At 77.1% G+C, this 25,685-nt stretch carries 21 protein-coding genes and 1 tRNA gene; 16 read left to right on the top strand and 6 right to left on the bottom strand.

What is annotated here, in order from left to right:
- Positions 1 to 203 precede the first annotated feature (203 nt).
- Entirely contained in the window at positions 204 to 3,350 is a 3,147-nt protein-coding gene (locus Q0789_RS02330; RefSeq protein ID WP_298801728.1) for a PKD domain-containing protein, read from the bottom strand.
- Between the two features lie 219 nt (positions 3,351 to 3,569).
- On the opposite strand from Q0789_RS02330, the gene Q0789_RS02325 reads away from it, so the two are divergent.
- The 9 genes from Q0789_RS02325 to Q0789_RS02285 all read left to right on the top strand — a co-directional run bounded on the left by Q0789_RS02325 (position 3,570) and on the right by Q0789_RS02285 (position 13,585).
- Positions 3,570 to 4,346: a LamG-like jellyroll fold domain-containing protein gene (locus Q0789_RS02325; RefSeq protein ID WP_298801726.1), complete on the top strand. Its 777-nt coding sequence runs from the start codon at positions 3,570 to 3,572 to the stop codon at positions 4,344 to 4,346.
- Between the two features lie 129 nt (positions 4,347 to 4,475).
- Positions 4,476 to 8,087 carry a transcription-repair coupling factor gene (mfd, locus tag Q0789_RS02320; protein WP_298801725.1) on the top strand — a complete coding sequence of 1,204 codons (3,612 nt, stop codon included), beginning with the start codon at positions 4,476 to 4,478 and terminating at the stop codon, positions 8,085 to 8,087.
- A 140-nt stretch (positions 8,088 to 8,227) separates the two neighbouring features.
- Positions 8,228 to 9,157: a sulfite exporter TauE/SafE family protein gene (locus Q0789_RS02315; protein ID WP_366917615.1), complete on the top strand. Its 930-nt coding sequence runs from the start codon at positions 8,228 to 8,230 to the stop codon at positions 9,155 to 9,157.
- Positions 9,154 to 9,909: a MazG family protein gene (locus Q0789_RS02310; protein ID WP_298801721.1), complete on the top strand. Its 756-nt coding sequence runs from the start codon at positions 9,154 to 9,156 to the stop codon at positions 9,907 to 9,909. Before Q0789_RS02315 ends, Q0789_RS02310 begins: the two co-directional genes overlap by 4 nt.
- Entirely contained in the window at positions 9,906 to 10,400 is a 495-nt protein-coding gene (locus Q0789_RS02305) for a hypothetical protein (protein ID WP_298801719.1), read from the top strand. Before Q0789_RS02310 ends, Q0789_RS02305 begins: the two co-directional genes overlap by 4 nt.
- A gap of 107 nt (positions 10,401 to 10,507) precedes the next feature.
- Positions 10,508 to 11,788, top strand: coding sequence for a phosphopyruvate hydratase (gene eno / locus Q0789_RS02300; RefSeq protein ID WP_171204319.1), 1,281 nt, complete (start codon positions 10,508 to 10,510; stop codon positions 11,786 to 11,788).
- Between the two features lie 189 nt (positions 11,789 to 11,977).
- On the top strand, positions 11,978 to 12,664 hold the full coding sequence (locus tag Q0789_RS02295; protein WP_298801714.1) for a septum formation initiator family protein: 687 nt from the start codon (positions 11,978 to 11,980) through the stop codon (positions 12,662 to 12,664).
- Between the two features lie 47 nt (positions 12,665 to 12,711).
- The gene (locus tag Q0789_RS02290) at positions 12,712 to 13,185 is read left to right on the top strand and encodes a DUF501 domain-containing protein (protein ID WP_366917614.1); all 474 of its coding nucleotides are present in this window, start codon (positions 12,712 to 12,714) and stop codon (positions 13,183 to 13,185) included.
- Between the two features lie 46 nt (positions 13,186 to 13,231).
- The gene (locus Q0789_RS02285; protein ID WP_298801710.1) at positions 13,232 to 13,585 is read left to right on the top strand and encodes a hypothetical protein; all 354 of its coding nucleotides are present in this window, start codon (positions 13,232 to 13,234) and stop codon (positions 13,583 to 13,585) included.
- Between the two features lie 38 nt (positions 13,586 to 13,623).
- Here Q0789_RS02285 and Q0789_RS02280 read toward each other — a convergent pair whose 3' ends face one another.
- Positions 13,624 to 15,126, bottom strand: a complete 1,503-nt coding sequence (locus Q0789_RS02280; protein ID WP_298801709.1) for an NAD(P)/FAD-dependent oxidoreductase — start codon at positions 15,124 to 15,126, stop codon at positions 13,624 to 13,626.
- Between the two features lie 289 nt (positions 15,127 to 15,415).
- Here Q0789_RS02280 and Q0789_RS02275 point away from each other — a divergent pair, with 289 nt between their 5' ends.
- From Q0789_RS02275 to Q0789_RS02250, 6 genes are all read left to right on the top strand, one after another.
- The gene (locus tag Q0789_RS02275) at positions 15,416 to 16,402 is read left to right on the top strand and encodes a Ppx/GppA phosphatase family protein (RefSeq protein WP_298801707.1); all 987 of its coding nucleotides are present in this window, start codon (positions 15,416 to 15,418) and stop codon (positions 16,400 to 16,402) included.
- Complete coding sequence (locus Q0789_RS02270; protein ID WP_298801705.1) at positions 16,399 to 17,208, top strand: uracil-DNA glycosylase; 810 nt, start codon at positions 16,399 to 16,401, stop codon at positions 17,206 to 17,208. Before Q0789_RS02275 ends, Q0789_RS02270 begins: the two co-directional genes overlap by 4 nt.
- Before the next feature lie 45 nt (positions 17,209 to 17,253).
- Positions 17,254 to 18,192 (top strand): oxidoreductase, encoded by a 939-nt coding sequence (locus Q0789_RS02265; protein ID WP_298801703.1) that lies wholly within the window; start codon positions 17,254 to 17,256, stop codon positions 18,190 to 18,192.
- A 98-nt stretch (positions 18,193 to 18,290) separates the two neighbouring features.
- Positions 18,291 to 18,363 (top strand) — tRNA-Leu (locus tag Q0789_RS02260).
- A gap of 167 nt (positions 18,364 to 18,530) precedes the next feature.
- On the top strand, positions 18,531 to 19,376 hold the full coding sequence (locus tag Q0789_RS02255) for a Bax inhibitor-1/YccA family protein (RefSeq protein WP_298801701.1): 846 nt from the start codon (positions 18,531 to 18,533) through the stop codon (positions 19,374 to 19,376).
- Between the two features lie 169 nt (positions 19,377 to 19,545).
- The gene (locus tag Q0789_RS02250; RefSeq protein ID WP_298801698.1) at positions 19,546 to 19,806 is read left to right on the top strand and encodes a hypothetical protein; all 261 of its coding nucleotides are present in this window, start codon (positions 19,546 to 19,548) and stop codon (positions 19,804 to 19,806) included.
- A 139-nt stretch (positions 19,807 to 19,945) separates the two neighbouring features.
- On the opposite strand, the gene Q0789_RS02245 is transcribed toward Q0789_RS02250, so the two are convergent.
- From Q0789_RS02245 to Q0789_RS02230, 4 genes are all read right to left on the bottom strand, one after another.
- Entirely contained in the window at positions 19,946 to 20,911 is a 966-nt protein-coding gene (locus Q0789_RS02245) for an SGNH/GDSL hydrolase family protein (protein ID WP_298801696.1), read from the bottom strand.
- Positions 20,912 to 20,951: 40 nt separating this feature from the next.
- A complete protein-coding gene (locus Q0789_RS02240; RefSeq protein ID WP_298801694.1) occupies positions 20,952 to 22,169 on the bottom strand; it encodes an NAD(P)/FAD-dependent oxidoreductase in 1,218 nt (405 codons plus the stop codon).
- The gene (locus Q0789_RS02235) at positions 22,166 to 23,182 is read right to left on the bottom strand and encodes an ATP-binding protein (protein ID WP_366917613.1); all 1,017 of its coding nucleotides are present in this window, start codon (positions 23,180 to 23,182) and stop codon (positions 22,166 to 22,168) included. The genes Q0789_RS02240 and Q0789_RS02235 overlap by 4 nt, the downstream gene beginning before the upstream one ends.
- Before the next feature lie 76 nt (positions 23,183 to 23,258).
- Complete coding sequence (locus Q0789_RS02230) at positions 23,259 to 24,056, bottom strand: response regulator transcription factor (protein ID WP_298801690.1); 798 nt, start codon at positions 24,054 to 24,056, stop codon at positions 23,259 to 23,261.
- A gap of 194 nt (positions 24,057 to 24,250) precedes the next feature.
- Here Q0789_RS02230 and Q0789_RS02225 point away from each other — a divergent pair, with 194 nt between their 5' ends.
- Entirely contained in the window at positions 24,251 to 25,654 is a 1,404-nt protein-coding gene (locus Q0789_RS02225) for a cystathionine beta-synthase (RefSeq protein WP_366917612.1), read from the top strand.
- The last annotated feature ends 31 nt before the right edge of the window (positions 25,655 to 25,685 follow it).

Genomic DNA, 25,685 nt, shown 5'->3' with positions numbered 1-25,685 from the left:
ACGGTAGACGCCTCCGGAGACCGTCGTCCCCGTAATCACCCGATCGGCGGGGGAGGCGCACCAGCGCGTAGGGCCATCCGGGCAGGACGGGCGAGGTGGACCTCGCCGTGGACGCACGGTGACCGACGACCGGCAAGGCGACGCCCTGCTCCGGCGTGGCCGGAGCAGGGCGTCGCGGGTCGCGGGTGAGGACCCGCAGCGGCTCAGAGGGGGCGCAGCACCACCGAGAGCATGGCCGCCTTGAGGGAGCCGCCGTCGGTCGTGGCGGCGAGGCCGCCGGCCGTGCCGGCGGCGACGGGGGCGCCCGAGTCGGCGACCAGCGCGGTGACCCGGCCGCTCCCGCCCGTGAGGGCGGTGGCCCGGGGGAGGACGCCGACGGGCGGCGTCCAGGTCGTCGTGGCGCTCGACTTGTCGCTCCAGACCGAGACGACCCATGAGCCGGGGCGCTGCGCCTCGACCGTCGGGGTGACGTGGGTGCCCGCCGTCGGCGTGGAGCCGCCCACGGCCACCGCGTCCACCACGGCGCCGGACCAGGCGCCGAGCACGGCCGTCGACTTCGTCGCGGCGTCGTGCTGGACGACGACGGGCCGGCCCGCCTCCGTGCCGTCGGCGGTGCGCGCCCAGAGCGTCGTCACGAGCTCGCCCCGGTCGCCGACCGCACGGCCGGCCTCGGTCCAGTCGCCGACCCCCGCGGGCGGTGCGGACACCGCGGCGCGGTTGGTCGAGACGGCGAGCAGCAGCTGGTCGCCGGCCTGGACCTCGGCCGGGACGACCACGGAGACCGAGCTGCTGGTGCTCCCGGCCGAGGCGGTGGCCCGGTGCGCCACCTGCGTGGTGGCAGGGGCGAAGGTCCTCGCCACGGTCGTGGCCGAGGCGGTCGTCCCGGCGGAGTCCGTGACGACGAGGGTCGCCGTCCGCTCGCCCGGGTCGGTGTAGGTGTGCGAGACGACGGCGCCGTCGGCCGTCGTGCCGTCACCGAGCTGCCAGGTGTAGCGGGCGAGGGGGCCGTCGGGGTCGCTGGAGCCGGACCCGTCGAAGGTGCAGGAGAGGTCGGTGCACGAGGCGGTGGCCACCGCGGTCGGCGCCCTGTCCGGCGGCGGCGTGGTCGTCGCCGTGGCCGTGGTGGAGGCCGACGTCCCGGCGGAGTCCGTCACCGTGAGGCGGACCGTGCGGGACGCGGCGCTCGCGTAGGTGTGCGAGACCGTCGGGCCGCTGGCGGTCGTCCCGTCACCGAGGTCCCAGGTGTAGGAGGCCAGGGGCCCGTCCGGGTCGGTGGAGCCGGTGCCGTCGAAGGAGCAGGTCAGGTCGGTGCAGGTGGCCCTGGCGACCGCCGTCGGCGGCTGGTCGACCTGGGGGCCGCCCACGAAGATGCCGCTGCCCCGCCAGCTCGTGCTCGTGCCCACGCGCACCGCCGTGCCGCTGACCATGGACCCGCCGGAGAAGGCGACCGAGCGGAGGCCGCCGTCGCTCGTGCTGCCGTAGTAGACGCGGCCGCCGGAGAGCGTCATGCCGCCGACGTACCGCAGGTCCAGGCCGCCGGTGCCGGCGGTGAAGGTGACGGCGCCGACCACCTCGCTCGAGGGCGTGAAGTACCGGTAGTAGAGCTTCGAGTCGTTGGTCAGCGTGTAATACAGGCGGTGGCGCTCCGGGTCGTAGAAGGCGCCGCTCAGGTTGCCCGTCGAGAAGGGGATGGCCGTTCCCGTGGCCGGGTCCGGACGCAGGTCGACCTTGCGCTCGGGGCCGAGGGCGCCCTGGGCGGAGAAGCTGCGGGCGAAGAGGCCGGTGCTGCGGCCGTAGTACAGCGTCGAGCCCACGCGGAAGGCGCCCCGCGTGTTCGCCCAGTCGACGGTCTGGTCGACCGTGGTCGGGGCGGGCGTGCCGGCAGCGAGGCTGTCAGCGGGCGTGCGCTGCAGCGCCGCGGGCGTGAAGAGGGTGCCGGAGCGCTGCACGGAGTACAGGTGCTGGTGCAGGAAGGAGGGGGCGGGGTCGTCGTCGGCTGCCACCGAGGTGCCACCGGTCAGCGGCACGAAGGCGATGCGGGCGCGGAGGCGGTCGTTGAAGCGGTCGGTGTCGCTGCCCACCCACAGCCCTGCGTCCGTGGCGAGCATCGCCTGGGCGCCGACGCCCCGGGTGCGCCCCGGGTTCCAGGCGAGGGGGAGGCCGTTGCGCGGGTCGAGGGCGGCGACGCCCTCGCGGGAGACGGCGCCGGGGCCCTGGCGGTCGGCGCGGTAGGGGTTGTTGAACCAGCGGAAGTGCCCGCCGACGTAGACGGCCGTCCCGGTCACCGCGACGCCGTAGGAGGTGTCGCCCCCCGTGTAGTCCACCCAGGAGGGCTGGGCGCCGGCGCCCGTCCCGGCCGCGGCGGTCTCCCAGCGGCTCACGCTGTCGCACAGGGTGCCGCTGCCGCTGCCGCCGCCGAAGGCGCCCGTGGTGCTGACGACGAAGTACCTGCCGTCCGGGGAGTAGTCGACGTCACGCACGAAGCTGTCGAAGGAGAGGCTGCACGAGGAGTTCTTCGCGCGCGAGAAGCGGTCGGTCGACCAGGCGCTGACCGTCGCGGGTCCGGTGGCCGGGAGGTCGACACCGACGACCTGCTCGCGCGGCAGGCCGCCGACCGTCAGGAAGTTGCCGACGGCCACGAGCGTCCGTCCGTCCGGGGCGACGTCGAAGCGCTTGATCGTCGTCGTGCCGCCGTTGTACTGACCCGCGAAGTCGAGGGCGACGTCGGGCAGCAGGGCGCCCGTCGTCGCGTCGTAGGCCGCCAGCGCGCTGCGCGGCGTCGTGCCCACGGCGGTGAAGGCGCCGCCGACGTAGAGGCGGCCGCCGCGGACGACGACCTCGCTGACGGCGCTGTTGGGGGTCTTCGGCTGGCCGGGGGCCAGGGCGCCCGCAGGCGTCAGCTTGGCGACGCGGCGCTGCGTCGTCTTCCCGGCGACCCCGCCGAAGGTCCCCCCGACGTAGATCGAGGTGCCGTCGTTGTCGAGCGAGTTGACCGACCCGTTCACGAGCTTCGCGTCGAAGGCGGTGTCGATCTTCCCCGTGAGGGCGTCGAAGGCGAAGAGCCCGTTGCGGGGCAGCGAGGTGCTGCTGCCGGCCTCGCGCACGGACGTGAAGGTGCCGCCGGCGACGACCGTCCGCCCGATCTGGGTGAGGGCGACGACGGCGCCGTCCTCCACCTGCGGGGTCCAGGAGGCCGGCACCTCGCTCACGACCGAGGCCTGCGGCGCGTTCGCGGCGGACGCCGGCATCGCGCCGGCGGCGGCGAGGACCGCGCCGACGAGGCACGCCATGACGGCGCGACGTCGCCGACGGGCGGTGCGGTGAGGGGTGGTGGCGGTACTCCTGGTCACGGAGGGCTCCTCGAGCTCGAGCGGACGGCGGTCCTGCTGGGGCGCGGCCGGCGTCTCGAGCACAGACGGTAAGCAGTGCGTGGCCGTCCCGTCTGCGTCTTCACGGACCGCGACGGCGCGGAGCCTCCGAACGGCGTAGTCGGGGAGTCCCTGCGGTGGCGTCCGGTTCGCCCTACTCTCTGACCTTCATGACCACGGTGGTCGCCGGAGGAGAGAGCCATGCGCCGCACGATGACGTCCAGCAGCAGGTCCCGCGTCCGCGCGACCGCCGCCGCGGCACTGCTGGCCGGTGGTCTGGGGCTCTCCTCCGCCCCGGCGCAAGCGGCTCCGGGCCGCGGCTTCGACGTCGACCTCGGCGCAGCGGCTGTGAGCGCCGAGCGGCTCGCCGGCGGGTCCGTCCTGGACGACGGCGCGGGCGGGGCCGGCACGCTCAGGACGGCGCGCGGGGCCGCGGTGACCGCTCGCACCGTCGACGGTGTCCCGGCCCTGCGGCTGGCGCAGGTCTGTCGGACGGCGTTGCAGGCCTGCCCGCGCGCCCTCGTCGAGGTCGCCGGGAGCGAGGATGTCGACCCCGGTCGCGCGGACTTCTCGCTCACCGCGCAGGTGCACCTGGAGCCCTGGCGGACGAGCGACGGCGCCAACGTCGTCCAGAAGGGCTGGAACTGGGGCGGCGCCGGGCAGTACAAAATGCAGGTGGACGGTCGAGCAGGGAAGCCGAGCTGCGTGGTCGTCGGCACGGGCACGACGAAGACCTACCGCGCCGTCGCCCGCGAGTCCGTCGCCGACGGCATGTGGCACGAGCTCGGCTGCCGCCGCACCGGCGACCGTCTCGAGGTGCTCGTCGACGGTGAGGTCGCGCGCTCGACCGCGATCCCCGCGCGCCTGTCGATCAGCAACGACAGCGTCGTGCGCGTGGGCGCCAAGGGCTTGGGCGGCGTCGACGTCGACCAGTTCCCCGGTCACATCGGCCGCGTCACCGTGCACGTCGAGGGCTAGGGCCGCCCGCTCGCCCTCGTCGGCGGGGTCGGGGCCCGGCGTAGCGTAGGAGTCTCCCGCCCATCCCCGCCGCGCTCGTGGGCGCCCGGGGGTCGTGCTGCCGCCCCGCCCCCCGAGGAGCCCCGCCCCGTGAGCCTCACCGGCCTGCTCGACGTCCTGCGCGCCGACCCCGCGCTCGCCTCCGCGACGTCCGCCGCCGCCGAGGGCGTCACCGACGTCCTCGACCTCACCGCCCCCGCGGGCACCCGCCCGGCGGTCGTCGCCGAGCTGGCCGCGCGCCGGCCCCTGCTCGCCGTCACGGCCACGGGCCGCGCCGCGGAGGAGCTGGCGGCGTCGCTGCGCTGCTTCCTGCCCGAGGGGCAGGTGGCCGAGCTGCCCTCGTGGGAGACGCTGCCGCACGAGCGGCTCTCGCCGCGCAGCGACACCGTCGGCAAGCGCCTGGCCGTCTTCCGCCGGCTCGCGCACCCCGGCCCCGAGGGGGCGCCCGACGGGCCGGTCCGGGTCGTCGTCGCCCCCGTGCGCGCCGTGCTCCAGCCGGTGGTCCGCGGCCTCGGCGACCTGCGCCCCGTCCGGCTGCAGGCGGGCGACGTCGTGGACCTCGACGACCTCGTCGAGCGCCTCGCCGGCGCGGCCTACAGCCGCGTCGACATGGTCGAGCGGCGCGGCGACTTCGCCGTCCGCGGCGGCATCGTCGACGTCTTCCCGCCCACGCGCGACCACCCGCTGCGCGTGGAGCTCTTCGGTGACGAGGTCGAGGAGGTCCGCGCCTTCGCCGTCGCCGACCAGCGCTCCCTCGACGTCGTCCCCGAGGGCCTGTGGGCGCCGCCGTGCCGCGAGGTGCTCCTGACCCAGGAGGTGCGCGACCGGGCGCTGGCCCTCAAGGAGCAGCTGCCCGGCGCCGCCGACATGCTCGACAAGATCGCCGCCGGCGTGGCCGTCGAGGGCATGGAGTCCCTCGCCCCCGCCCTCGTCGACGGCATGCAGCCGCTCACCGACCTGCTGCCCGAGGGTGCGCACGTCGTCGTCCTCGACCCCGAGCGCGTGCGGGCCCGCGCCCACGACCTCGTCGCGACGACGCAGGAGTTCCTCGCCGCGGCGTGGTCCAACGCGGCCGCGGGGGCGCAGACGCCGGTCGACCTGTCCTCGGCGAGCTTCCTGCCGCTGTCGGTCGCGCGCGGCGCGGCGACGGCGGCCGGCCACCCGTGGTGGTCCCTGACGGCCTTCGGGGCCGACGAGAGCCTCGCCGACGCCGGCCTCTCGGGCACGCAGGACGACACCGGCGGCGTCCAGCTGCGCCTCGGCGCGCGCGACACCCGCTCGTTCTCCGGCGACGTGACGACGACGCTCGACGACGTCCGCGCCCACGCCCGCGACGGCTGGCGCGTCGTCGTCACCGCGGAGGGCCACGGCTCCGCCGACCGCCTGGCCGAGGTGCTGCGCGAGGCCGACGTGCCGGCGCGGCGCGTGCAGACGCTCGAGGAGCCGCCCGAGGAGGGCGTCGTCCACGTGACGACGGGCGCCGGGGGAGCCGGCTTCGTCGCCGAGCCCCTGCGCCTCGCCGTCCTCACCGAGGCCGACGTCCTCGGCCGCAGCGGCCCGAGCTCGACGAAGGACATGCAGCGGCTGCCGAGCCGCCGCAAGAAGCAGGTCGACCCCCTGCAGCTGCGCCCGGGCGACCCGGTGGTGCACGAGCAGCACGGCGTCGGGCGCTTCGTCGAGATGATCCAGCGCACGATGGGCGGCTCGACGCGCGAGTACCTCGTCATCGAGTACGCGCCGAGCAAGCGCGGCCAGCCGGGCGACCGGCTGTTCGTGCCGACGGACACCCTCGACCAGGTCACCCGCTACGTGGGCGGGGAGGACCCGCCGCTCAACAAGATGGGCGGCGGCGACTGGGCGAAGACGAAGAGCCGCGCGCGCAAGGCGGTCAAGGAGATCGCCGGCGAGCTCGTGCGCCTGTACTCGGCGCGCATGGCGACGTCGGGCCACGCCTTCGGGCCGGACACCCCGTGGCAGCGCGAGCTCGAGGACGCCTTCCCGTACGTCGAGACGCCCGACCAGCTCTCGTGCATCGACGAGGTCAAGGCCGACATGGAGAAGTCGGTCCCCATGGACCGGCTCATCTGCGGCGACGTCGGCTACGGCAAGACGGAGATCGCCGTCCGCGCCGCCTTCAAGGCGATCCAGGACGGCAAGCAGGTCGCCGTCCTCGTGCCGACGACGCTGCTCGTGCAGCAGCACCTCGAGACCTTCTCCGAGCGCTTCGCCGGCTTCCCCGTGACCGTGAGGGCCCTGTCGCGCTTCACCTCGACGGCCGAGTCGAAGGAGACGATCGCCGGCGTCACCGACGGGAAGGTCGACCTCGTCGTCGGCACCCACCGGCTGCTCGGCAGCGAGGTGCGGTTCAAGGACTTGGGCCTCGTGATCGTCGACGAGGAGCAGCGCTTCGGCGTCGAGCACAAGGAGACGCTGAAGGCGCTGCGCACCGACGTCGACGTCCTCGCGATGAGCGCGACGCCGATCCCGCGCACGCTCGAGATGGCGGTCACGGGCATCCGGGAGATGTCGACGCTGGCGACGCCGCCGGAGGAGCGCCATCCTGTGCTCACCTTCGTCGGCGCCTACGACGACAAGCAGGTCACCGCGGCGATCCGGCGCGAGCTGCTGCGCGAGGGCCAGGTCTTCTACGTCCACAACAAGACCGAGACCATCGACCGGGCCGCCTCGCACCTGCGCGAGCTCGTGCCCGAGGCCCGCATCGCCGTCGCGCACGGGAAGATGAGCGAGCAGGCGCTCGAGCAGGCCGTCCTCGACTTCTACGCCAAGAAGTTCGACGTGCTCGTCTGCACGACGATCATCGAGACCGGGCTCGACATCTCCAACGCCAACACGCTGATCCTCGAGCGCGCCGAGCGCTTCGGGCTCTCCCAGCTGCACCAGCTGCGCGGGCGCGTGGGCCGCGGGCGCGAGCGCGCGTACGCCTACTTCCTCTACCCGGCGGACCGGCCGCTCACCGACACGGCCAACGACCGGCTGACGACGATCGCCCAGAACACCGACCTGGGCTCCGGCATGCAGGTCGCCATGAAAGACCTCGAGATCCGCGGCGCGGGCAACCTGCTCGGCGGCGAGCAGTCGGGCCACATCGCGGGCGTCGGCTTCGACCTCTACATCCGGCTCGTCGGCGAGGCCGTCGCGGACTTCCGCGGCGACGGCGCCGGCAAGCCGCCCGCCGAGATCAAGGTCGAGCTCCCCGTCGACGCGCACCTGCCGCACGAGTACGTGCCGCACGAGCGACTGCGGCTCGAGGCCTACCGCAAGCTCGCCGTCGCCGAGACGCTCGAGGCGGTGCAGGAGGTCCGCGACGAGCTCGTCGACCGCTACGGCGACCCGTCGGAGGCCACGGGCGGCCAGGCGGTCGAGAACCTCCTCGCCGTCGCCCGCTTCCGCGTGCGGGCCCGGGCGGCTGGCGTCACCGAGGTCAGCGCCCAGGGCACCAACGTCCGCTTTGCGCCGATGGAGCTGGGCGACAGCCAGACCCTGCGGCTGCGACGGCTCTACCCGGGGTCGCTGGTCAAGCCCGCCGTGCGGTCGGTGCTCGTGCCCATGCCGAGGACGGCGCGCATCGGCGGCAAGCCGCTGCAGGGGACGGCGCTGCTCGACTGGGCGGCCGACCTGCTCGACGCGGTCGTCGGGGAGGACGTCGGCGCGGCGGGCAAGGTGGCCGCGGGCGTCGGCTGAGCCGAGCGGGGCGCTCCCGCCCCGAACGGTCCCACGCCCGGACGCCGGTTCCCTACAGTGCCGGTCGCACCAGTCGGACCCACCGGGCCCGGCGAGACCCGCCGGGCCCGGTGGGGACCCGGAGGAGGCCGCTCGTGGACATCGACCCGCTGCTCGTCGCGGCGACGTTCTTCATCGGCATCGTCGTGGGCCTGACGGGCATGGGCGGGGGCGCCCTCATGACGCCCGTGCTCGTGCTCTTCTTCGGCATCCCGCCGCTGACGGCCGTCTCCAGCGACCTCGTCGCCTCAGCGGTCATGAAGCCCGTCGGCTCGGTGGTCCACCTGCGGCGGGGCACCGTGAACCTCCAGCTCGTGAAGTGGCTCTGCGTCGGGTCGGTGCCCATGGCGTTCGTCGGAGTGCTCATCGCCCGGGCGCTGGGGGACGGGCAGGAGGTCCAGGACGTCATCCAGGTGGCGCTCGGCGTCGCGCTCCTCGTCGCGGCCACCGGGCTCGTCGTGCGGGCCTACGTGCGCCTCGCCGAGCGGGCCCGCAAGCGCGACGGGCGGGCGGCGCCGCTGCCGCAGGACCGCCCCGAGGTCGTCGTCCGGAAGCTGCCGACGGTCGCGGTCGGCATGGTCGGCGGCGTCGTCGTCGGGATGACCTCCGTCGGCTCCGGCTCGCTCATCATCATCGCGCTCATGGCGCTCTACCCGGCGCTCAAGGCCAGCTCCCTGGTCGGCACCGACCTCGTGCAGGCGGTGCCGCTCGTCGTGTCCGCGGCCCTCGGGCACGTCCTCTTCGGCGACTTCCAGCTCGACCTCACCACGTCGCTGCTGCTCGGCAGCGTCCCCGGCGTCTACGTGGGGGCCCGGCTGTCCTCGCGGGCGCCCGGCGGGATCGTGCGGCGGGCGCTCGCCTTCGTCCTGCTCGCCTCGGCGCTCAAGCTGCTCGGCGTGCCGACGGTCACGACCGGCGTCGTCCTCGTGGTCGTGGCGCTCGTCGCGCCCCTCGTGTGGATGCAGGTGCGCCGCCGCCACGGCCTGCCGGCGCTCGCCTCCCGCGAGCGGCGTCCGGCGGAGGTGCCGTGACGGCGTCGAGCGACGGCGCGTCGGCCGACGGCGTGCCGGGCGCGCGGCTGCTCGAGCTCGTCGCCGTCATGGACCGCCTGCGCTCGCCGGGCGGCTGCCCGTGGGACGCCGAGCAGACCCATGCCTCCCTCGCGCCGTACGCGCTGGAGGAGGCCTACGAGGTCGTCGAGGCCATCGAGTCGGGGTCGTCCGAGCACCTGCGCGAGGAGCTCGGCGACCTGCTCCTCCAGGTCGTCTTCCACGCCCGCGTGGCGCAGGAGGCGCCCGTGGGCGAGCGGTTCGACGTCGACGACGTGGCCGCCGGCATCGTCGCCAAGCTCGTGCACCGGCACCCGCACGTCTTCGGCGACCCGGAGTCGGGCGTGGGCGTGGACGACGCGCTGAGCGCCGCTGACGTCGAGGCCGGCTGGGAGGCGCGCAAGCGCCTCGAGAAGGGCCGCGCGAGCGCGATGGACGGCGTCCCCGCGGCGCTGCCGGCGCTCGCGCGGGCCGCGAAGCTGCTGGGCCGCGCCCGGCGGGCCGGGCTCGACGTCGACGCGCTGGTGCCCGGCGGGACCGGCGGCTCGGCTGCGCCCGAGCAGGGGCAGGAGCAGCATCGCGACGCCGAGGCGGAGCTGGGGGACCGGCTGCTCGCGGTGGTGGCCGACGCCGCGCGCGAGACCCCCGGCGTCGACCCCGAGACGGCGCTGCGCGCCGCGGTGCGTCGCCTCGAGGAGCGCGCCCGCGGCGCCGAGGCGGCCGGTCCGGCGTGAGCGCTCCCGGCCCGGTCATCGGCAGGGTCATCGGCGGGCGCCCTCGGGAGCGCCGCCGCACGCGCGCCTGGTGGCTGGCGCGCGCCTACCTCAACCTCGTGCCCACCGCGGCGGCGCTCGCCTGGGGCGTCGCGCACGGCGGGCGCCCGGTGGTCGGGCGCGACCTCTTCGTCGAGTGCGGCGGCATGCGCCGCGGGTACGCCCGCGGCGGCACGACGGTGGGCAGCGTCTGGCTCCACGGCGGCCTCGGCGGGCCGGAGCGGCGCCGCCACGAGGCGCGCCACGCGGACCAGTGGGCCGTCCTCGGCCCGCTCCTCATGCCGGCGCTGTACGGCCTGGAGGCCGCGCTCACCGGGGCCGACCCCCGGCGCAGCCGCTTCGAGCGCCACGCGGGGCTGGAGGACGGCGGGTACGCGCCGCGCCGCGGCTCCTGCACCGCTTCGGACCCCACGCCGGACGAGGTCCCCGGCGCGCCCCCGCGGCGCCGATAGGCTCGCCGCGACGGGTCGGCAGCGGTCGTCCCGGGGCCGACCCTGCGGGGTCGCCCCCGCCGGACGGCACCACCGACCACCCGACCACCGAGCCCCCAGGAGACGTCGTGGCCAGCATCGAGGCCGTCGGAGCACGCGAGATCCTCGACAGCCGAGGCAACCCCACCGTCGAGGTGGAGGTCGCCCTCGACGACGGCGTCCTCGCCCGCGCGGCGGTGCCGTCGGGGGCATCGACTGGCGCCTTCGAGGCGACCGAGCGCCGTGACGGCGACGACGCCCGCTACGGCGGCAAGGGCGTCCAGGGCGCCGTCGACGCCGTCCTCGACACCATCGGCCCCGAGCTCGTGGGCCTCGACGCGTCCGAGCAGCGGCTCGTCGACGCGGCGATGCTCGAGCTCGACGGCACCCCCAACAAGTCCTCGCTCGGCGCCAACGCCGTCCTCGGCGTCTCGCTCGCCGTCGCGCGCGCCGCCGCCGAGTCCGCGTCGCTGCCGCTGTTCCGCTACGTCGGCGGCCCCAACGCGCACGTGCTGCCCGTGCCGATGATGAACATCGTCAACGGCGGCGCCCACGCCGACTCCGGCGTCGACGTCCAGGAGTTCATGATCGCGCCGATCGGCGCGCCGACCTTCCGCGAGTCGCTGCGCTGGGGCGCGGAGGTCTACCACGCCCTGAAGTCGGTGCTGAAGCAGCGCGGCCTGTCGACGGGCCTGGGCGACGAGGGCGGCTTCGCCCCCGACCTGCCGAGCAACCGCGAGGCGCTCGACCTCATCGCCACCGCCGTCGAGAAGGCGGGGCTCACGCTCGGCTCCGACGTCGCGCTGGCGCTCGACGTCGCGGCCACCGAGTTCCACGAGGGCGGCACCTACCGCTTCGAGGGCCAGGACCGCACGGCCGAGCAGATGGCGGCGTACTACACCGAGCTCGTCGACGCCTACCCGCTCGTCTCGATCGAGGACCCGCTCGACGAGGACGACTGGGAGGGCTGGGCGTCGCTGACGGCGGCCCTCGGCCAGCGCGTGCAGCTCGTCGGCGACGACCTGTTCGTCACCAACCCCGAGCGCCTCCAGCGGGGCATCGACGGCGGCGCCGCCAACGCGCTCCTCGTCAAGGTGAACCAGATCGGCACGCTCACCGAGACCCTCGACGCCGTGGCGCTCGCCCACCGCAGCGGCTACCGGGCGATGATGAGCCACCGCTCGGGCGAGACCGAGGACACGACGATCGCCGACCTCGCCGTCGCCACCGACTGCGGGCAGATCAAGACGGGCGCCCCGGCGCGCTCGGAGCGCGTCGCCAAGTACAACCAGCTCCTGCGCATCGAGGAGGAGCTCGACGAGGCCGCGCGCTACGCCGGCCGCGGCGCCTTCCCGCGCTGGAAGGGCTGACCGCCGCCCCCGCCCCCGGCCCCTCGCGGGGCTGAGGGCGTCCCTCCCCGCGGCGCGCGCCGCGGGGAGGGCGAGCACCACCGGACGGGACCGGCGCCCGGACGGAAGCACGGACGAGAGCACGGACGCGAGCACCAGCAGCAGGACCCGGACGCGGGCGACGGGCAGCACGACGGGCGGAGGGCACGCATGGCAGGCGCACGGCGACCGGTGGCGCCGCGGGCGGGGCGGGCCGGGGCTCCCTCGGCCGACGCGCACGGCTCCGCGGACGACGCCGCCGGCGCGAGCAGCGCCACGGACGGCGTGCGCCGCTCGGGGGCCGCGCCGGCGCGGCGGCCGGCCGGCGACGGCGGGCTCCACCTGCCGTCCCGGACCCCGGCGGGCCTGCCGGCGTCCGCCCGGGCCCGCGCGGCGGGCGCGGCGCCCGCCCCCGAGCCGCGACGCCGAGCGCGCGCGGCCGACTCGCTGCCGGCGCCCCGGGGCCTCACGCGCCGTGCGGCGGCCCTGGCGGTGCTGCTGCTCGTCGTCGTCGCCGCGCTGGCGCCCTACCTGCACGCGACCATCAGCCAGCGCGCCGAGATCGCCGACGCGCGCGCCGAGCTCGCCGCCACGGAGGCCGACGTCGCGGACCTCGAGCAGCAGGTGCAGCGATGGCAGGACCCGGCGTACGTCGAGAGGCAGGCCCGCCAGCGCCTCGCGCTCGTCATGCCGGGCGACGTGCCCTACCGGGTCGTCGGCGTCCCGCCCAGCCGGCAGGCCGCGCGCGACCCCCGCGAGGCGGCCGCCGACGGCGTCCGCGCCTCCGCGGACCGGCCGTGGTTCGGGGTGCTGTGGGACTCCGTCGGCGAGGCCGGCCGCGAGGCGGCCGGTCGGTGAGCGACGAGACCGACGCCGGGGGCGGGCTCGCGCCCGAGGACGCGGCCGTGGTGGCCGCCCAGCTCGGGCGGGCGCCCCGCGGCGCCGTCGGCGTGGCCCACCGGTGCTCGTGCGGGCTCGCGGACGTGGTGCGGACGGCGCCGCGGCTGCCCGACGGCACCCCCTTCCCGACGACGTACTACCTGACGTGCCCGCGGGCGGCGTCGGCCATCGGCACCCTCGAGGCCGACGGCGTCATGCGCGACATGACCGAGCGCCTGGCGGACGACCCGGAGCTCGCCGCGGGGCACGCGCGCGCCCACGAGGACTACCTGCGCCGCCGCGCCGAGCTCGGCGACGTCCCCGAGGTCGACGGGGTGTCCGCGGGCGGGATGCCGACGCGCGTGAAGTGCCTCCACGTCCTCGTGGCGCACGCCCTCGCCGCCGGCCCCGGCGTGACGCCGCTCGGCGACGAGGCGCTGGCGATGCTGCCCGACTGGGGCGCCCGCGGGTGCTGCGTCGAGGTGCCGCCGGCCTCCTGAGGCTGATCCGCCCCCGCGCGCGCCTGCGGCCTGGCAAGGTCCGCTCGTGCCCCTCCTGCGCCCCGCCCCCGACCGCCTCGGCCCGGACGGACAACCGCTGCCCGTCACCACGCCCCCTCGTGACCACCCCAGCGCCTCGGCGGACGACCTGGCGGCCGGCGTCGTGCTCGTCGGCCTGTCCGTGGCCGCGGCCATCGCCACGTGGGTGCTGCACGGGAAGGTCTGGTTCTTCCTCCTCGTGCTGGTCGTCGGACTGGTCGGTGTCCTGCTCCTCGCCCGGGGCGTCCACCGCCTCGCCAGCGGTGCGGACCAGCTGCTGCGGCAGTGTCTCGGGCCGGCGCCCTCGAGGGCGGAGGCCCCGAGGCCGTGGGAGCCGGCGGAGCCCGACGAGCCCCGCTGACCGCCCGAACCGGTGCGGCTCGGCACTCCGGGCGGGCGTCAGGCGGCGCCGCGGACGACGTCGAGCGGGTCGACCCGTCGTCCGAAGCGCTGGCGCAGCACGCGGCCGGCGGCGTGGACGCCCCCCATCCCGTGCACGGCCGGGCCCGGCGGCACGGACGCCGACGCCAGGTACACGCCGGTGAGCGGCGTCCGGTAGGGATCCCACCGCGGCACGGGCCGCATGAGCAGCTGCCACGGCGTCACCGCGCCGGTGGCGATGTCGCCGCCCACGTTGTTCGGCTCGCGGTCCTGCTGGCCCGAGGCGGGCAGCACGTCGGTGGCGAGCACGAGGTCGCGGAACCCGGGGGCGAAGCGCTCGAGCTGGGCGCTCACCTCGTCGCTCATGTCCCGCGGCGAGCCGTTGGGGACGTGCGCGTACGTCCACAGCGTCCGGCGCTCGTCCGGGGTGCGGGTGTCGTCGACGACGTCGGGCTGGGAGACGAGGACGACGGGGCGCTCGGCGTGGCGGCCCGCGACGACGGCCCGCTCGGCCGCCTGCATCTCCGGGCGCGTGCCGCCGAGGTGCACCGTGCCGGCGCGGTCGAGGTGCTCGGCCTCCCACGGCACGGGGCCGGACAGGGCGTAGTCGACCTTGCAGACGCCACCGCCGTAGTGCCAGCGCTCGAGCCAGCCCCGGTAGCGCGGGGGCAGCTGGTCGCCCGCGATGTCGAGCAGCCCCTGCGGCGCGACGTCGAGGAGCACGGCCCGCGCGCGGGGCAGCTGGCCGAGCGACGTCACGCGCTCCCCGGTGCGGATGACGCCGCCGCGGGCGCGGACGTCGTCGGCCATCGCGTCCACCATCGACTGGGAGCCGCCGCGGGGGATGGGCCAGCCGCGGGCGTGCGCGAGGCTCGCGAGCCACAGGCCGCCCGCGGCCGGGGCCAGGCGGCGCGGCGGGGCGATGGCGTGGCTGCACACGCCCGTGAGGAGCGCGGGGGCGACGTCCTCGCGGAAGCGCAGGTCCCAGGCGGGCGTGCCCTGCTCGAGGACGGCGGCCGCGAAGGACGCCGCCTGCAGCGGGTGGCGGGGCAGCGAGCGGAAGTCGCTGAGCGCGACGTCGGCGGTCCCGCGCCACGTCTCGGACAGCCGGCCGACGAGCGAGCGCCAGGCGGGGCCGTCCACCCCGAGGCCCTCGACGGTGCGCTCGAGGTCGCGGAAGGCGACCCCGGCGCGGCCGCCGTCGAGCGGCTGGGCGTAGGGCACGTCGGGCTGGAGCATCTCGACCCCGTGCGCGGTGAGGTCGAAGGCCTCGAAGAACGGCGAGGCGACGGCCATCGGGTGCACGGCCGAGCAGACGTCGTGGCGGAAGCCGGGCAGCGTCAGCTCCTGGGTGCGGGCCCCGCCGCCGATCTGGTCGGCGGCCTCGACGACCTCGACCGACAGCCCCGCCCGCGCACAGACGACGGCGGCGGCGAGCCCGTTGGGCCCCGCCCCCACGACGACGACGTCGACGTCGTCGCCCCGGCGGCGCGACGCGGGCTGGAGGGTGGGGGAGGTCACCCGTCCGAGCGTGCCACCCGGTGCGGCCCTTCGCCCGGTCGCCGGACCCCCGGTGAAGGTGACGCCCCCTTGACCGGCGGAGGCGCCTGGGGGGTGAAGGGGGCGTCACCTTCGCGCGGGGAGGGGCCTGAGGGGTGAAGGGGGCGTCACCTTCGCGCGGGGAGGGGGCTGGGGGGTGAAGGAGGCGTCTGCTTCACGTCGAGAGCGGGCACCGGGTGGAGGGGGTGTCACCTCCACCGCCCGGACGGCAGCGCGCGGGCGGGCGCCGGGGGCTGCCAGGGTGGGCGCCATGACGCGCGTGGCGGCCATCGACTGCGGCACCAACTCCATCCGGCTCCTCGTCGCCGACCTCCCGGCCCCGGGGGAGGCGACGGTCGCGGGGCAGCCGCTCGTCGACGTCCACCGCGAGATGCGCGTGGTCCGTCTCGGCGAGGGCGTCGACGCGATGGGGCGGCTGTCCGACGCCGCGCTCGAGCGCACCCTCGCGGCGACCCGGGACTACGCCGCGCTCGTGCGCGAGCTGGGCGCCGAGCGCACCCGCTTCGTCGCGACGTCCGCCAGCCGGGACGCGTCCAACGCCCAGGTGTTCGTCGACGGCGTCCGCGAGGCCCTGGGCGTCGAGCCCGAGGTCGTCCCGGGCGCGGAGGAGGCCGCGCTGTCCTTCCGCGGGGCGGCCACGGGCGTGCCGCCGCGGGGGCCGGACGGCGTCACGCTCGCCTCGCCGTACTGCGTCGTCGACCTGGGCGGCGGCTCGACGGAGGTCGTCCTCGGCGACCCCGACGCGACCGCGGCGGGCGCGGCGCCGGCGGCCCTGTCGGTCGACGTCGGCTGCGTCCGGATGACCGAGCGCCACCTGCACGACGACCCGCCGACCGCCGAGCAGGTGGCGGCGGCGCGCGCCGACGTCGACGCCGCCCTCGACCGCGTCGCCGCGGCGGTGCCGCTCGAGGCCGCGGGGGCGCTCGTGGGCGTCGCCGGCACCGTCACGACCGTCACCGCCCACGCCCTGCGCCTGCCGCGCTACGACCCCGAGCGCCTCCACGGCGCGGTGCTGCCGGTGCCCGAGGTCCTCGCGGCCTGCGAGGAGCTGCTCGCCATGAGCCGGGACCAGCGCGCCGCGCTGCCCTACATGCACCCCGGCCGCGTCGACGTCATCGGCGCCGGGGCGCTCGTGTGGGCGCGGGTCGTCGAGCGGGTCGCCGACGTCGCGGACGTGCGCTCCGTCGTCACGAGCGAGCACGACATCCTCGACGGCATCGCCCTGTCCCTCGCGTGACGCCCGGCCCGACCGCGGGCGCGGCGCCCGTCGACGGCGCACCGCGCCGGCCGCCCGCGGCCACCACCGCAGCCGGCGTCGTCCGCCGGGCCCGGGCCGCCCGCGACGTGGCCGACCTCGACGCCCGCGTCGCCGACTGCCGTGCCTGCCCGCGGCTCGTCGCCTGGCGCGAGGAGGTGGCCCGGACCCGCCGCCGCGCCTACCGCGACGATGAGTACTGGGGGCGGCCGGTGCCCGGCTTCGGCGAGCCCGCGTCGCGCCTGCTCGTCCTCGGCCTCGCGCCCGCCGCCCACGGCGGCAACCGCACCGGGCGCGTCTTCACCGGCGACCGGTCGGGGGACTGGATCTTCGCCGCGCTGCACCGCGCCGGCCTGGTCAACCAGCCGACGAGCACCGGGCGCGACGACGGCCTCGTCGCCCCCGGCGCCCGCGTCGCGGCCGCCGTCCGGTGCGCGCCGCCCGACAACGCCCCGCTGCCGGTCGAGCGGGACACGTGCGCGCCCTGGCTGGACCGCGAGGTCGACCTGCTGCCCGACCTCGCCGTCGTGCTCGCGCTCGGCGGCTTCGCCTGGCAGTCCGCGCTCGGGCTCGCCCGGCGGCGGGGCTGGGGCGTGCCGCGCCCGGCGCCGGTGTTCGGCCACGGCGCCGAGGCGGAGCTCGACCGGCCCGGCGGGGCGCCCGTCGTGCTCCTCGGCAGCTACCACGTGAGCCAGCAGAACACCGCGACCGGCCGGCTCACCGAGCCGATGCTCGACGCCGTCGTCCAGCGCGCGCGGGACCTGGCCCGCGGCGAGGGTGGAGGCTGACCGGCGCCCGGGTCCCGGCGCGCCACGGCGAGAGGGAGGACGGCCATGGGCTGGACCGAGCGCGACATCCCCGACCTGAGCGGGCGGACGGCGCTCGTCACCGGCGCCAACAGCGGCCTCGGGCTGCACGTGTGCCGGGCCCTGGCCCAGCACGGCGCCCGCGTGCTCATGGGCGCGCGCGACCGGGCGCGCGGCGAGGCGGCGGTCGCGCGCGTGCGCGGTGCGGCGCCGCTGGCGACCGTCGAGCTCGTCGACGTCGACCTCGGCTCGCTCGCCGCGGTGCGCGCGGCGGCCGAGGACGTCCGCTCGCGCACGGACGACCGGCTCGACCTCCTCTTCGCCAACGCGGGCGTCATGGCCGTGCCGCGCCGGGAGACGAGCGACGGCTTCGAGCTGCAGCTGGGCACCAACCACCTCGGGCACTTCGCGCTGGTGGGCCAGGTGCTCCCGGCCCTGCTCGCCGCGCCGGCCGCCCGCGTCGTCAGCACGAGCAGCCAGGCCCACCGGTCCGGGCGCATGGACTTCGACGACCTCATGGGCGAGCGCTCGTACTCGCGGTTCGGCGCCTACGGGCAGAGCAAGCTGGCGAACCTGCTCTTCACGGCCGAGCTGCAGCGGCGCCTCGCCGCGTCCGGGGCGCGGGCGACCGCGGTGGCCGGCCACCCCGGGTGGTCGGCGACCAACCTGCAGGCGGGCGCCACGAGCGGCGTCCGCGTGCCGGGGGCCCGGGCCGTCATGGGCCTGGCCAACCGCCTCTTCGCGCAGAGCGACGCGGCGGGCGCCCTGCCGCTGCTGCGCGCGGGGACCGACCCGGCGGTGGACGGAGGGGACTACCTCGGCCCCGACGGCCGCGGGGAGATGCGGGGCGCGCCCGTCCGCGTCGGTCGGTCCGACCGGGCGGAGAGCGTCGCCGACGCCCAGCGGCTGTGGGCCGAGAGCGAGCGGCTCACCGGGGTCGTCTACGAGCTCCCCGTCCCGGCGTAGCGGCGCGCGACGGCGACCCGGCCGCCGCGGCGGGCGCGGCTAGGGTCGGCGCCGGGGGTCGCCCGGGGCTCGCGCCGCGGCGCGGGGACGGCCCACCGGCCCCCGTAGCCCAACGGCAGAGGCAGGCGCCTTAAAAGCGCTGCAGTGCGGGTTCGAGTCCCGCCGGGGGTGCGTGCCGGCAGCGCCCGGGTCCCGCTGGACACCGGGTGCGCCCGACCGGGCGGCTGGGCGCGGCCTGTGGAACTCCCCGGCGCCCCGCGGCGTTGCACGGGGTGAGCACGACGGCTCCGCCGTCCCGGCTCGAGCACCGCCCACCACGCACGCGGATGAGGAGTCCCATGCAGAGCAGCAACCCCGCCTTCAAGAACGACAGGGCGTTCTCGCAGGGCGGCTACGCCACCTTCGACACCGACCGCCGGGGCCGCGGCCAGGCGCCGACGTGGGGCGGCTCGGGCTCCACGCAGGACATGACGCCGCAGCAGCTGCAGGACATGTACGCGCAGCCGTCGGCGGGCGCCGCCCAGCGCGGGCGCATGACCTACGACGACGTCGTCGTCCGCACGGGCGCGCTCTTCGGCGTCCTGATCGTGGCCGCCGCGGCCACCTGGGTCCTCACGCCGGCCGGCGCGGGCCTCGGCTTCGTCTTCCCGGCGATGCTCGTGGCCGTCGGGCTCGGGATCTGGGCCAACCTCAGCAAGAAGATCCGGCCCGGCGTGATGATGGCCTACGCGGTGCTCATGGGCATCGCCCTGGGGGCCATCAGCCAGGTCTACGAGACGCTGTGGCAGGGCATCGTGCCCGCGGCGGTCCTCGGCACCCTCGGCGCCTTCGCGGCGATGCTCGTCGCGTACAAGACGAAGCTCGTGCGCGCGACGCCGAAGTTCGTCAAGTTCATGAGCATCGCGGTCATGGGCTACCTGGCCGTCGTCGTCGTGAACCTGCTCGTCGCCGTCTTCACCGGTTCGAGCATCTACACGAGCCCGCTCGGCTGGCTCTTCAGCCTCATCGGCGTCGGCCTGGCGTCCTTCATGCTCATCCTCGACTTCGACTTCATCGAGCAGGGCGTCAAGAACGGCCTCCCGCAGCAGTTCGCGTGGAAGGCGGCCTTCGGCCTCGTGACGACGCTCGTCTGGCTGTACGTCGAGATGCTGCGCCTGCTCGCCATCCTCCGCGGTAGCGAGTGACGCGCTCCGCGTGAGCACCGGCGACACCCCCGTCGAGGAGGCGCGGCGCGAGCTGCGCCGATGCCTCGACCGGATCGCCGCCCTCGGGCCCGGCCGCCTCGTGCGGCCGGGCCCCGGTGCGTCTGAGGGCGGTGCGGCTGCGCCCGGTACGTCTGCGGTCGCTGGGCCCGTGGGCGCCGAGGCGGTCGGCTCCGGCGCGGCCGCCCGGCCCGTCGACGTCGTCCGCCCCGTGCTGCAGCACCTCGCCGACGCCAGCGCCGACCTTGAGGGCGAGCCCCGGCGCGCCGTGCCCGAGCTCGGGGCCCACGCCCTGGGCGACCAGCTCGCCGTCCTCGCGGGCGACGTCCTCGCCGCGGCGGACGCGCGCGGTGGCGACGCCGCCGTCGTCGACCTGCACGACCGCCTCGTCGCCCTGCGCCGCGCCCTCTGACGCCCGCGGCGCGCTCTCGGGCGTGAAGGAGGCGTCACCTCCGCGGAGACGGGGCCTTCAGCGGTGAAGGAGGCGTCACCTTCGCCGAGACGGGCTCCTCGGGGATGAAGGAGGCGTCACCTCCGCGGAGACGGGGCCCTCAGCGGTCGGCGCGACGGCGCAGCCGCGCCCAGGCGCCGAGCGGGCCGCGGGCGGCCCCGTCGCGGTGCGCGCCCTCGACCTCGGTGCCGGGCGACTCCGCGGCGGCCGCCGCGGCCTCGGCGACGGGGACGACGCGCTCCTCCCGCCCCGCCGACGGCGGCTCGGGCCACAGCCCCAGCGAGGCGCAGACCGCGGGCAGGAGCACCGCCGCCGCGCGCGCGTAGCCCGCGGGGGAGGGGTGGAAGCGGTCGGCGCTGAACATCTCCGCCGGAGCCGCGGAGAACTCGGGCCCGAGCAGGTCTCCCAGCGAGACGGACCGGCCGCCCGCCTCGACGACGGCGACGGTCTGGGCCGCGGCGAGGTCGCGGGCCCACCGGCGGGCGATGGCTCGCAAGGGCTGGGCCACGGGCTCGACGACGCCCAGGTCTGGGCAGGTGCCGACGACGACCTCGGCGCCCGCCGCCCGCAGTCGCGCGACGGCGCGGGACAGGTGGCGGGCGGCGTCGGCCGGCCGGACGCGGTGCGTGACGTCGTTCGCGCCGACCATGACGAGCACGACGTCCGGCGCGGGCACCTCGTCGAGCAGCCGGCCGGCCTGCGCGTCGAGGTCGGCGGAGCCGGCGCCGACGACGGCGCGGTTGAGGAGCCGCACGCGCCGCCCGGACACGGCGGCGAGGCCCGTCGCGACGATGGCGCCCGGGGTCTGCGCGGGCGTCTGCGCGCCGAGGCCGTCCGCGCTCGAGTCGCCGAGGACGCCGAGGACGAGGACCCGCCCGGGGCCCGCGCCGTAGACGCCGTCGGCGTCGGGCCCCTCGGAGCCGAAGGGCCGCCCGACCCAGCGCCGCGCCAGCCGCGCCTCGACGAGGACGACGCCCACCGCGGCGCCGCCGAGGGCGACGAGCCCGGCCGCGTACGCCGCGGTGACCGCGCCGACCCGCCGCGCCGTGCTGCCGCCGTCCGCCATGCGTCGCCCTCCGAGCTCGTCCGTGCCGTCGTCCGCGAGGCTATGATGTGGCGCCGGGCGGGGAGGCGCGCTCGGCGGGGGCGTCGGGGAACGAGCGGTCGCCGAAGAGGACGGCCCGGGCGGCGGCCCGGCCGGGCGGCGTCCGCAGCAGCGGGAAGCCGGCGCGCACGAGGGCGGGGGAGCGGACCTGCGCGAGCCCGTGGCGCAGGAGCATCCGCCCGCGGAAGGCGCGCCGCAGCGCCGCCCCGTCGTAGCGGTGCAGGGCCTGCGGCCCCTCGCCGCGGAGGGCCGCGTCGAGGACGTCGACCGCCTGCGCCGCCTGGCGCAGGCACGGGTCCAGGCCCCCGGCGGTCAGCGGGGAGACGGCGCCCGCGGCGTCGCCGACGAGCAGGCCGTCCGGGCCCGCGATGCGCCGCAGGAGGCCGCCCACCGGGATGGGCCCACCCCGACGCTCGACCGCCCCCGGCGCCTCGTCGACCCGCGCCTCCCCGGCCCACGTGTCCTCGGTCCACACGCCCGCGTCCGCGCCGAGCAGGGCGGGCAGCGAGCGCTTGAAGCGCTCGAGGCTGCGGCGCATCCCCCCGGGGAAGCGGTCGGCGTACCCGGCGACGCCCACGTGCGCGTGGTGGCCGTCGTCGACGACCCACGCCAGGTAGCCCGGCGCCACCGAGGGGTCGACGACGCAGTGGAACGTCGGCGGCAGCCCGCGGTCGGGGACGGCGCGGACCTCCTCGGCCCCGACGAGCAGGTGCCGGTTGCGGTCCAGCCCGAGGTCGCGCGCGACGGCGGAGCGGGCGCCGTCGGCGCCCACGAGGAAGCGCGCGCGGACGGCGCGCCGCCCCTCGCGGCCCTCGAGGACGCAGGCGCCCCCGTCACGGCCCGCGTAGCGCGCGCCGAGCTCGAGGCGCACGCCCGCCGCGACCGCCGCCCGGGCCGAGGCCCGGTAGAGCGGGCCCATGTCGCCGACGCGGTACTCGTCGCGGTCGCTGACGAGGTCGAGCGGGCGCCCCGGGCCGGGCGGGTGGAGGACGACGCGGCGGATCGCCGGACCGAGGTGCTCGGGCGGCAGCGGGAAGTCGTCGAGCGTGCGCCGCACGAAGATGCCGGTGGTGCGCACGACGCCGTCGAGGGCCGGGCGCCGGTCGGCGAGGACGACGTCGTGACCGCGCCGCGCCAGGCCCGTCGCGGTGGCGAGGCCCGCGAGCCCGGCGCCGACGACGAGGACGTCGGCCCGTTCGTCGGGGGACGCCGCGCTCACGCGGCGCCTCCGCGGGCGGGCGCGGCCGCCGGGAGGTCGACGTCGAGCCGGCACCCCCTGGGCGCGTCGGCGACCGTGAGCCGGCCGCCGTGGAGCTCGACGGCCCAGCGGGCGATGGCGAGCCCGAGGCCGGTGCCCCCGTCGCGGGCGCTCGCCGAGCTGCCCCGCGCGAAGCGCTCGAGGACCCGCTCGCGCTCGGACGGCGGGATGCCGGGGCCCTGGTCGAGGACGGACAGGCGGGCCCCGCCGTCGCGGACCGCCGCGGTCACGGTGACGACCCCGCCGGGCGGGCTGTGCCGCGCGGCGTTGTCGAGGAGGTTGGCGACGACCTGGTGCAGGCGCGCCGGGTCGGCCAGCACTTGCGCGTCGGCCGGCTCGACGCGCACCTCGTAGGTGACGTCGCGCCCGGCGAGGCGCGCGCCGTCGACGGCGGCGCCGACGAGGTCGGCGAGGCGCACGGGCTCGCGGTGCAGCGGCACCGCCCCGGCGTCCACGCGGGAGAGGTCGAGCAGCTCGTCGACGAGGTCGCCCAGCCGCTCGACCTGGGCGAGGGCCGGGCGCAGGGCGTCCGGGCCGGCCGGCGCCACGCCGTCGACGGCGTTCTCGAGCACGGCCCGCAGCGCGGCGACGGGCGTCCTCAGCTCGTGGCTGACGTTGGCGACGAGCTCGCGCCGCTCGGCGTCCACCTGCTCGAGCTGGCGCGCCATGTGGGTGAAGGCGCGGGCCGCCTCGCCGACCTCGTCGCGGCTCGTGGCGGTCACGCGCCGGGCGTGGTCGCCCCGGGCCATCGCCCGGGCCGCGGCCGTGAGCTCCCGCAGCGGCGAGGTCATCCCGTGGGCGAGGACCTGGGTCACGCCCAGCGCGAGGAGGACGGCGACCGGGAGGGCGTAGCGAGGCCACCACTCCAGGACGGCGAGGCCGACCCACGTCGCGAACGACGCGGCGGCGCAGGAGGCCGCGACGAGGACGCCGAGCTTGACCTTGATCGACGTCAGCCGGTCCAGCGGGCGCAGGTCGAGCGGGCGGTGCGGTCCGGAGCGCCGGTCCCGGGGGCGCCGGTCGACGGGGTGGTGGTCGACGGGGCGCACGTCAGGCACGCGGCACCTCCAGGGCGTAGCCGACGCCGTGGACGGTCCGGACGACGTCCGCGCCGAGCTTGCGCCGCAGCGTCTTGACCTGGCTGTCGACGGCGCGGGTGCCGGACGCGTCCGCCCAGTCCCACACCGAGGCCATCAGCTGCTCGCGGGTGAGCACCCGGCCGGGCTGCTCGCCGAGGTGGACGAGGAGGTCGAACTCCGTGGGCGTGAGGTGCACCTCGCGGCCGTCCCGGGCGACGCGGCGGGCCGCGCGGTCGACGACGAGCGCGCCGAGGCGCAGGACGTCGTCCCGGTCGGGAGCGGGCGCGTCCCCCGCCGCCAGCTCGCGGGCCCGCTCGACGCGGCGCAGCAGCGCCCGCACGCGGGCCACGAGCTCGCGCATGCCGAAGGGCTTGGCCAGGTAGTCGTCGGCGCCCACCCCGAGGCCGATGACGCGGTCGGCCTCGTCGGCCCGGGCGGTGAGCATGAGGACGGGCACCGGCCGCCGGGCCTGCAGCCGCCGGCACACCTCGAGCCCGTCGAGGCCCGGCAGCATGAGGTCGAGCACGACGAGGTCCGGTGGCTGCGCGGCCGCGGCCCCGAGCGCCGACGGCCCGTCGCCCACCACCCGCGCGGCCATCCCCTCGGCCACGAGCCGGGCCCGCACGGCCTCGGCGAGCACCGGCTCGTCCTCGACGACGAGGACGTCGGCGGCCCGCGCCGGGGCGCCGCCGCCGGCCGTCGGGGCGGGGGCGTGCGGGGCGTCGTCGGGCGCTCGCGGGGCCCGCGGCCGGCTCTCCTCTGGGGGCACCGATCGAACGTAGCCCGGTGACCGCGGCGGGTCCGTGGCCGAGATGTGGCGGTCCTGCGGCGGTCCCGCCGTCGGTCGGCTCGCTCGTCGGGGCCCTCGCCGACGTCCTCCCCGGGGTCCTCGCCGTGCGCCGGCGGCGCCTGCGCGCCGCCCGCGAGGACACCCGGGTGCGGACGGGGTGCGAGGATCGGGCGGTGCGCTACGCCGAGACGATCGTCGACCTCGTGGGCGGCACGCCGCTCGTCCGCCTCAACGCCGTCACGGAGGGGATCTCGGCGACCGTGCTCGCCAAGGTGGAGTACCTCAACCCCGGCGGGTCGGTGAAGGACCGCATCGCCGTGCGGATGGTCGACGCCGCCGAGGCGTCGGGGGAGCTGCAGCCGGGCGGCACCATCGTCGAGCCGACCTCCGGAAACACCGGCGTGGGGCTCGCGCTCGTGGCGCAGCAGCGCGGGTACTCCTGCGTCTTCGTGTGCCCCGACAAGGTCGGCGAGGAGAAGCGGGCGGTGCTGCGGGCCTACGGCGCCGAGGTCGTCGTCTGCCCCACGGCCGTCGAGCCCGACCACCCCGAGTCCTACTACTCGGTGAGCGACCGGCTGGCGCGCGAGCTGCCCGGCGGATGGAAGCCCGACCAGTACTCCAACCCCAACGGCCCGCGCAGCCACTACGAGACCACCGGGCCCGAGATCTGGTCCGACACCGACGGGCGCCTCACCCACTTCGTCGCCGGCGTCGGCACGGGCGGCACCATCACGGGCACCGGCCGGTACCTCAAGGATGTCTCGGCCGACCGCGACGGCGGCCCCGTGGCGGTCGTCGGCGTCGACCCCGTCGGCTCGGTGTACTCCGGCGGCAGCGGTCGGCCCTACCTCGTCGAGGGCGTGGGCGAGGACATGTGGCCGCGCGCCTACGACCCGAGCGTGCCCGACCGCATCGTCGCCGTCTCCGACGCCGAGGCCTTCGCCATGACCCGGCGCCTGGCCCGCGAGGAGGGCCTGCTCGTCGGCGGCTCCTGCGGCATGGCCGTCGTCGGCGCCCTCGAGGTGGCGCGCGAGCTCGGCCCGGACGACGTCGTCGTCGTCCTCCTGCCCGACTCCGGCCGCGGCTACCTCGCGAAGATCTTCGACGACCGGTGGATGCGGAGCTACGGCTTCTCGACCGACGACACGGGCTCCGCGACGTCGCCGTCCGCCGGCACGACGACGGTCGCCGACGTGCTGCGCGCCAAGTCCGGCGACCTCCCGGCCCTCGTGCACACCCACCCCGCCGAGACCGTCCGCGACGCCGTGGGGATCCTCCACGAGTACGGCGTCTCGCAGATGCCGGTCGTCACCTCCGAGCCGCCGGTCGTCATCGGGGAGGTCGTCGGCGCGGTGAGCGAGCGCGACCTGCTCGACGCCGTCTTCTCCGGCGCGGCGCAGCTGACCGACCCCGTGTCGGCGCACATGTCCCCGGCGCTGCCGCGCATCGGCGGCACGGAGCCGGCCTCGGCGGCGCGGGCGGCGCTCCAGGAGTCCGACGCGCTGCTCGTCGTCGTCGACGGCAGCCCGGCCGGCGTCGTCACGCGCGCGGACCTGCTGGCGCACGTCGCGGGCTGACGCGCGCCCGTCCCCGGTGCTCGCCGTGCCG

Origin of the sequence: uncultured Pseudokineococcus sp., assembly GCF_947499845.1 — a bacterium.
Lineage (GTDB): Bacteria > Actinomycetota > Actinomycetes > Actinomycetales > Quadrisphaeraceae > Pseudokineococcus.
Note: the sequence above shows the minus strand (reverse complement) of the source record. Positions and strands in the feature narration are given on the sequence as shown.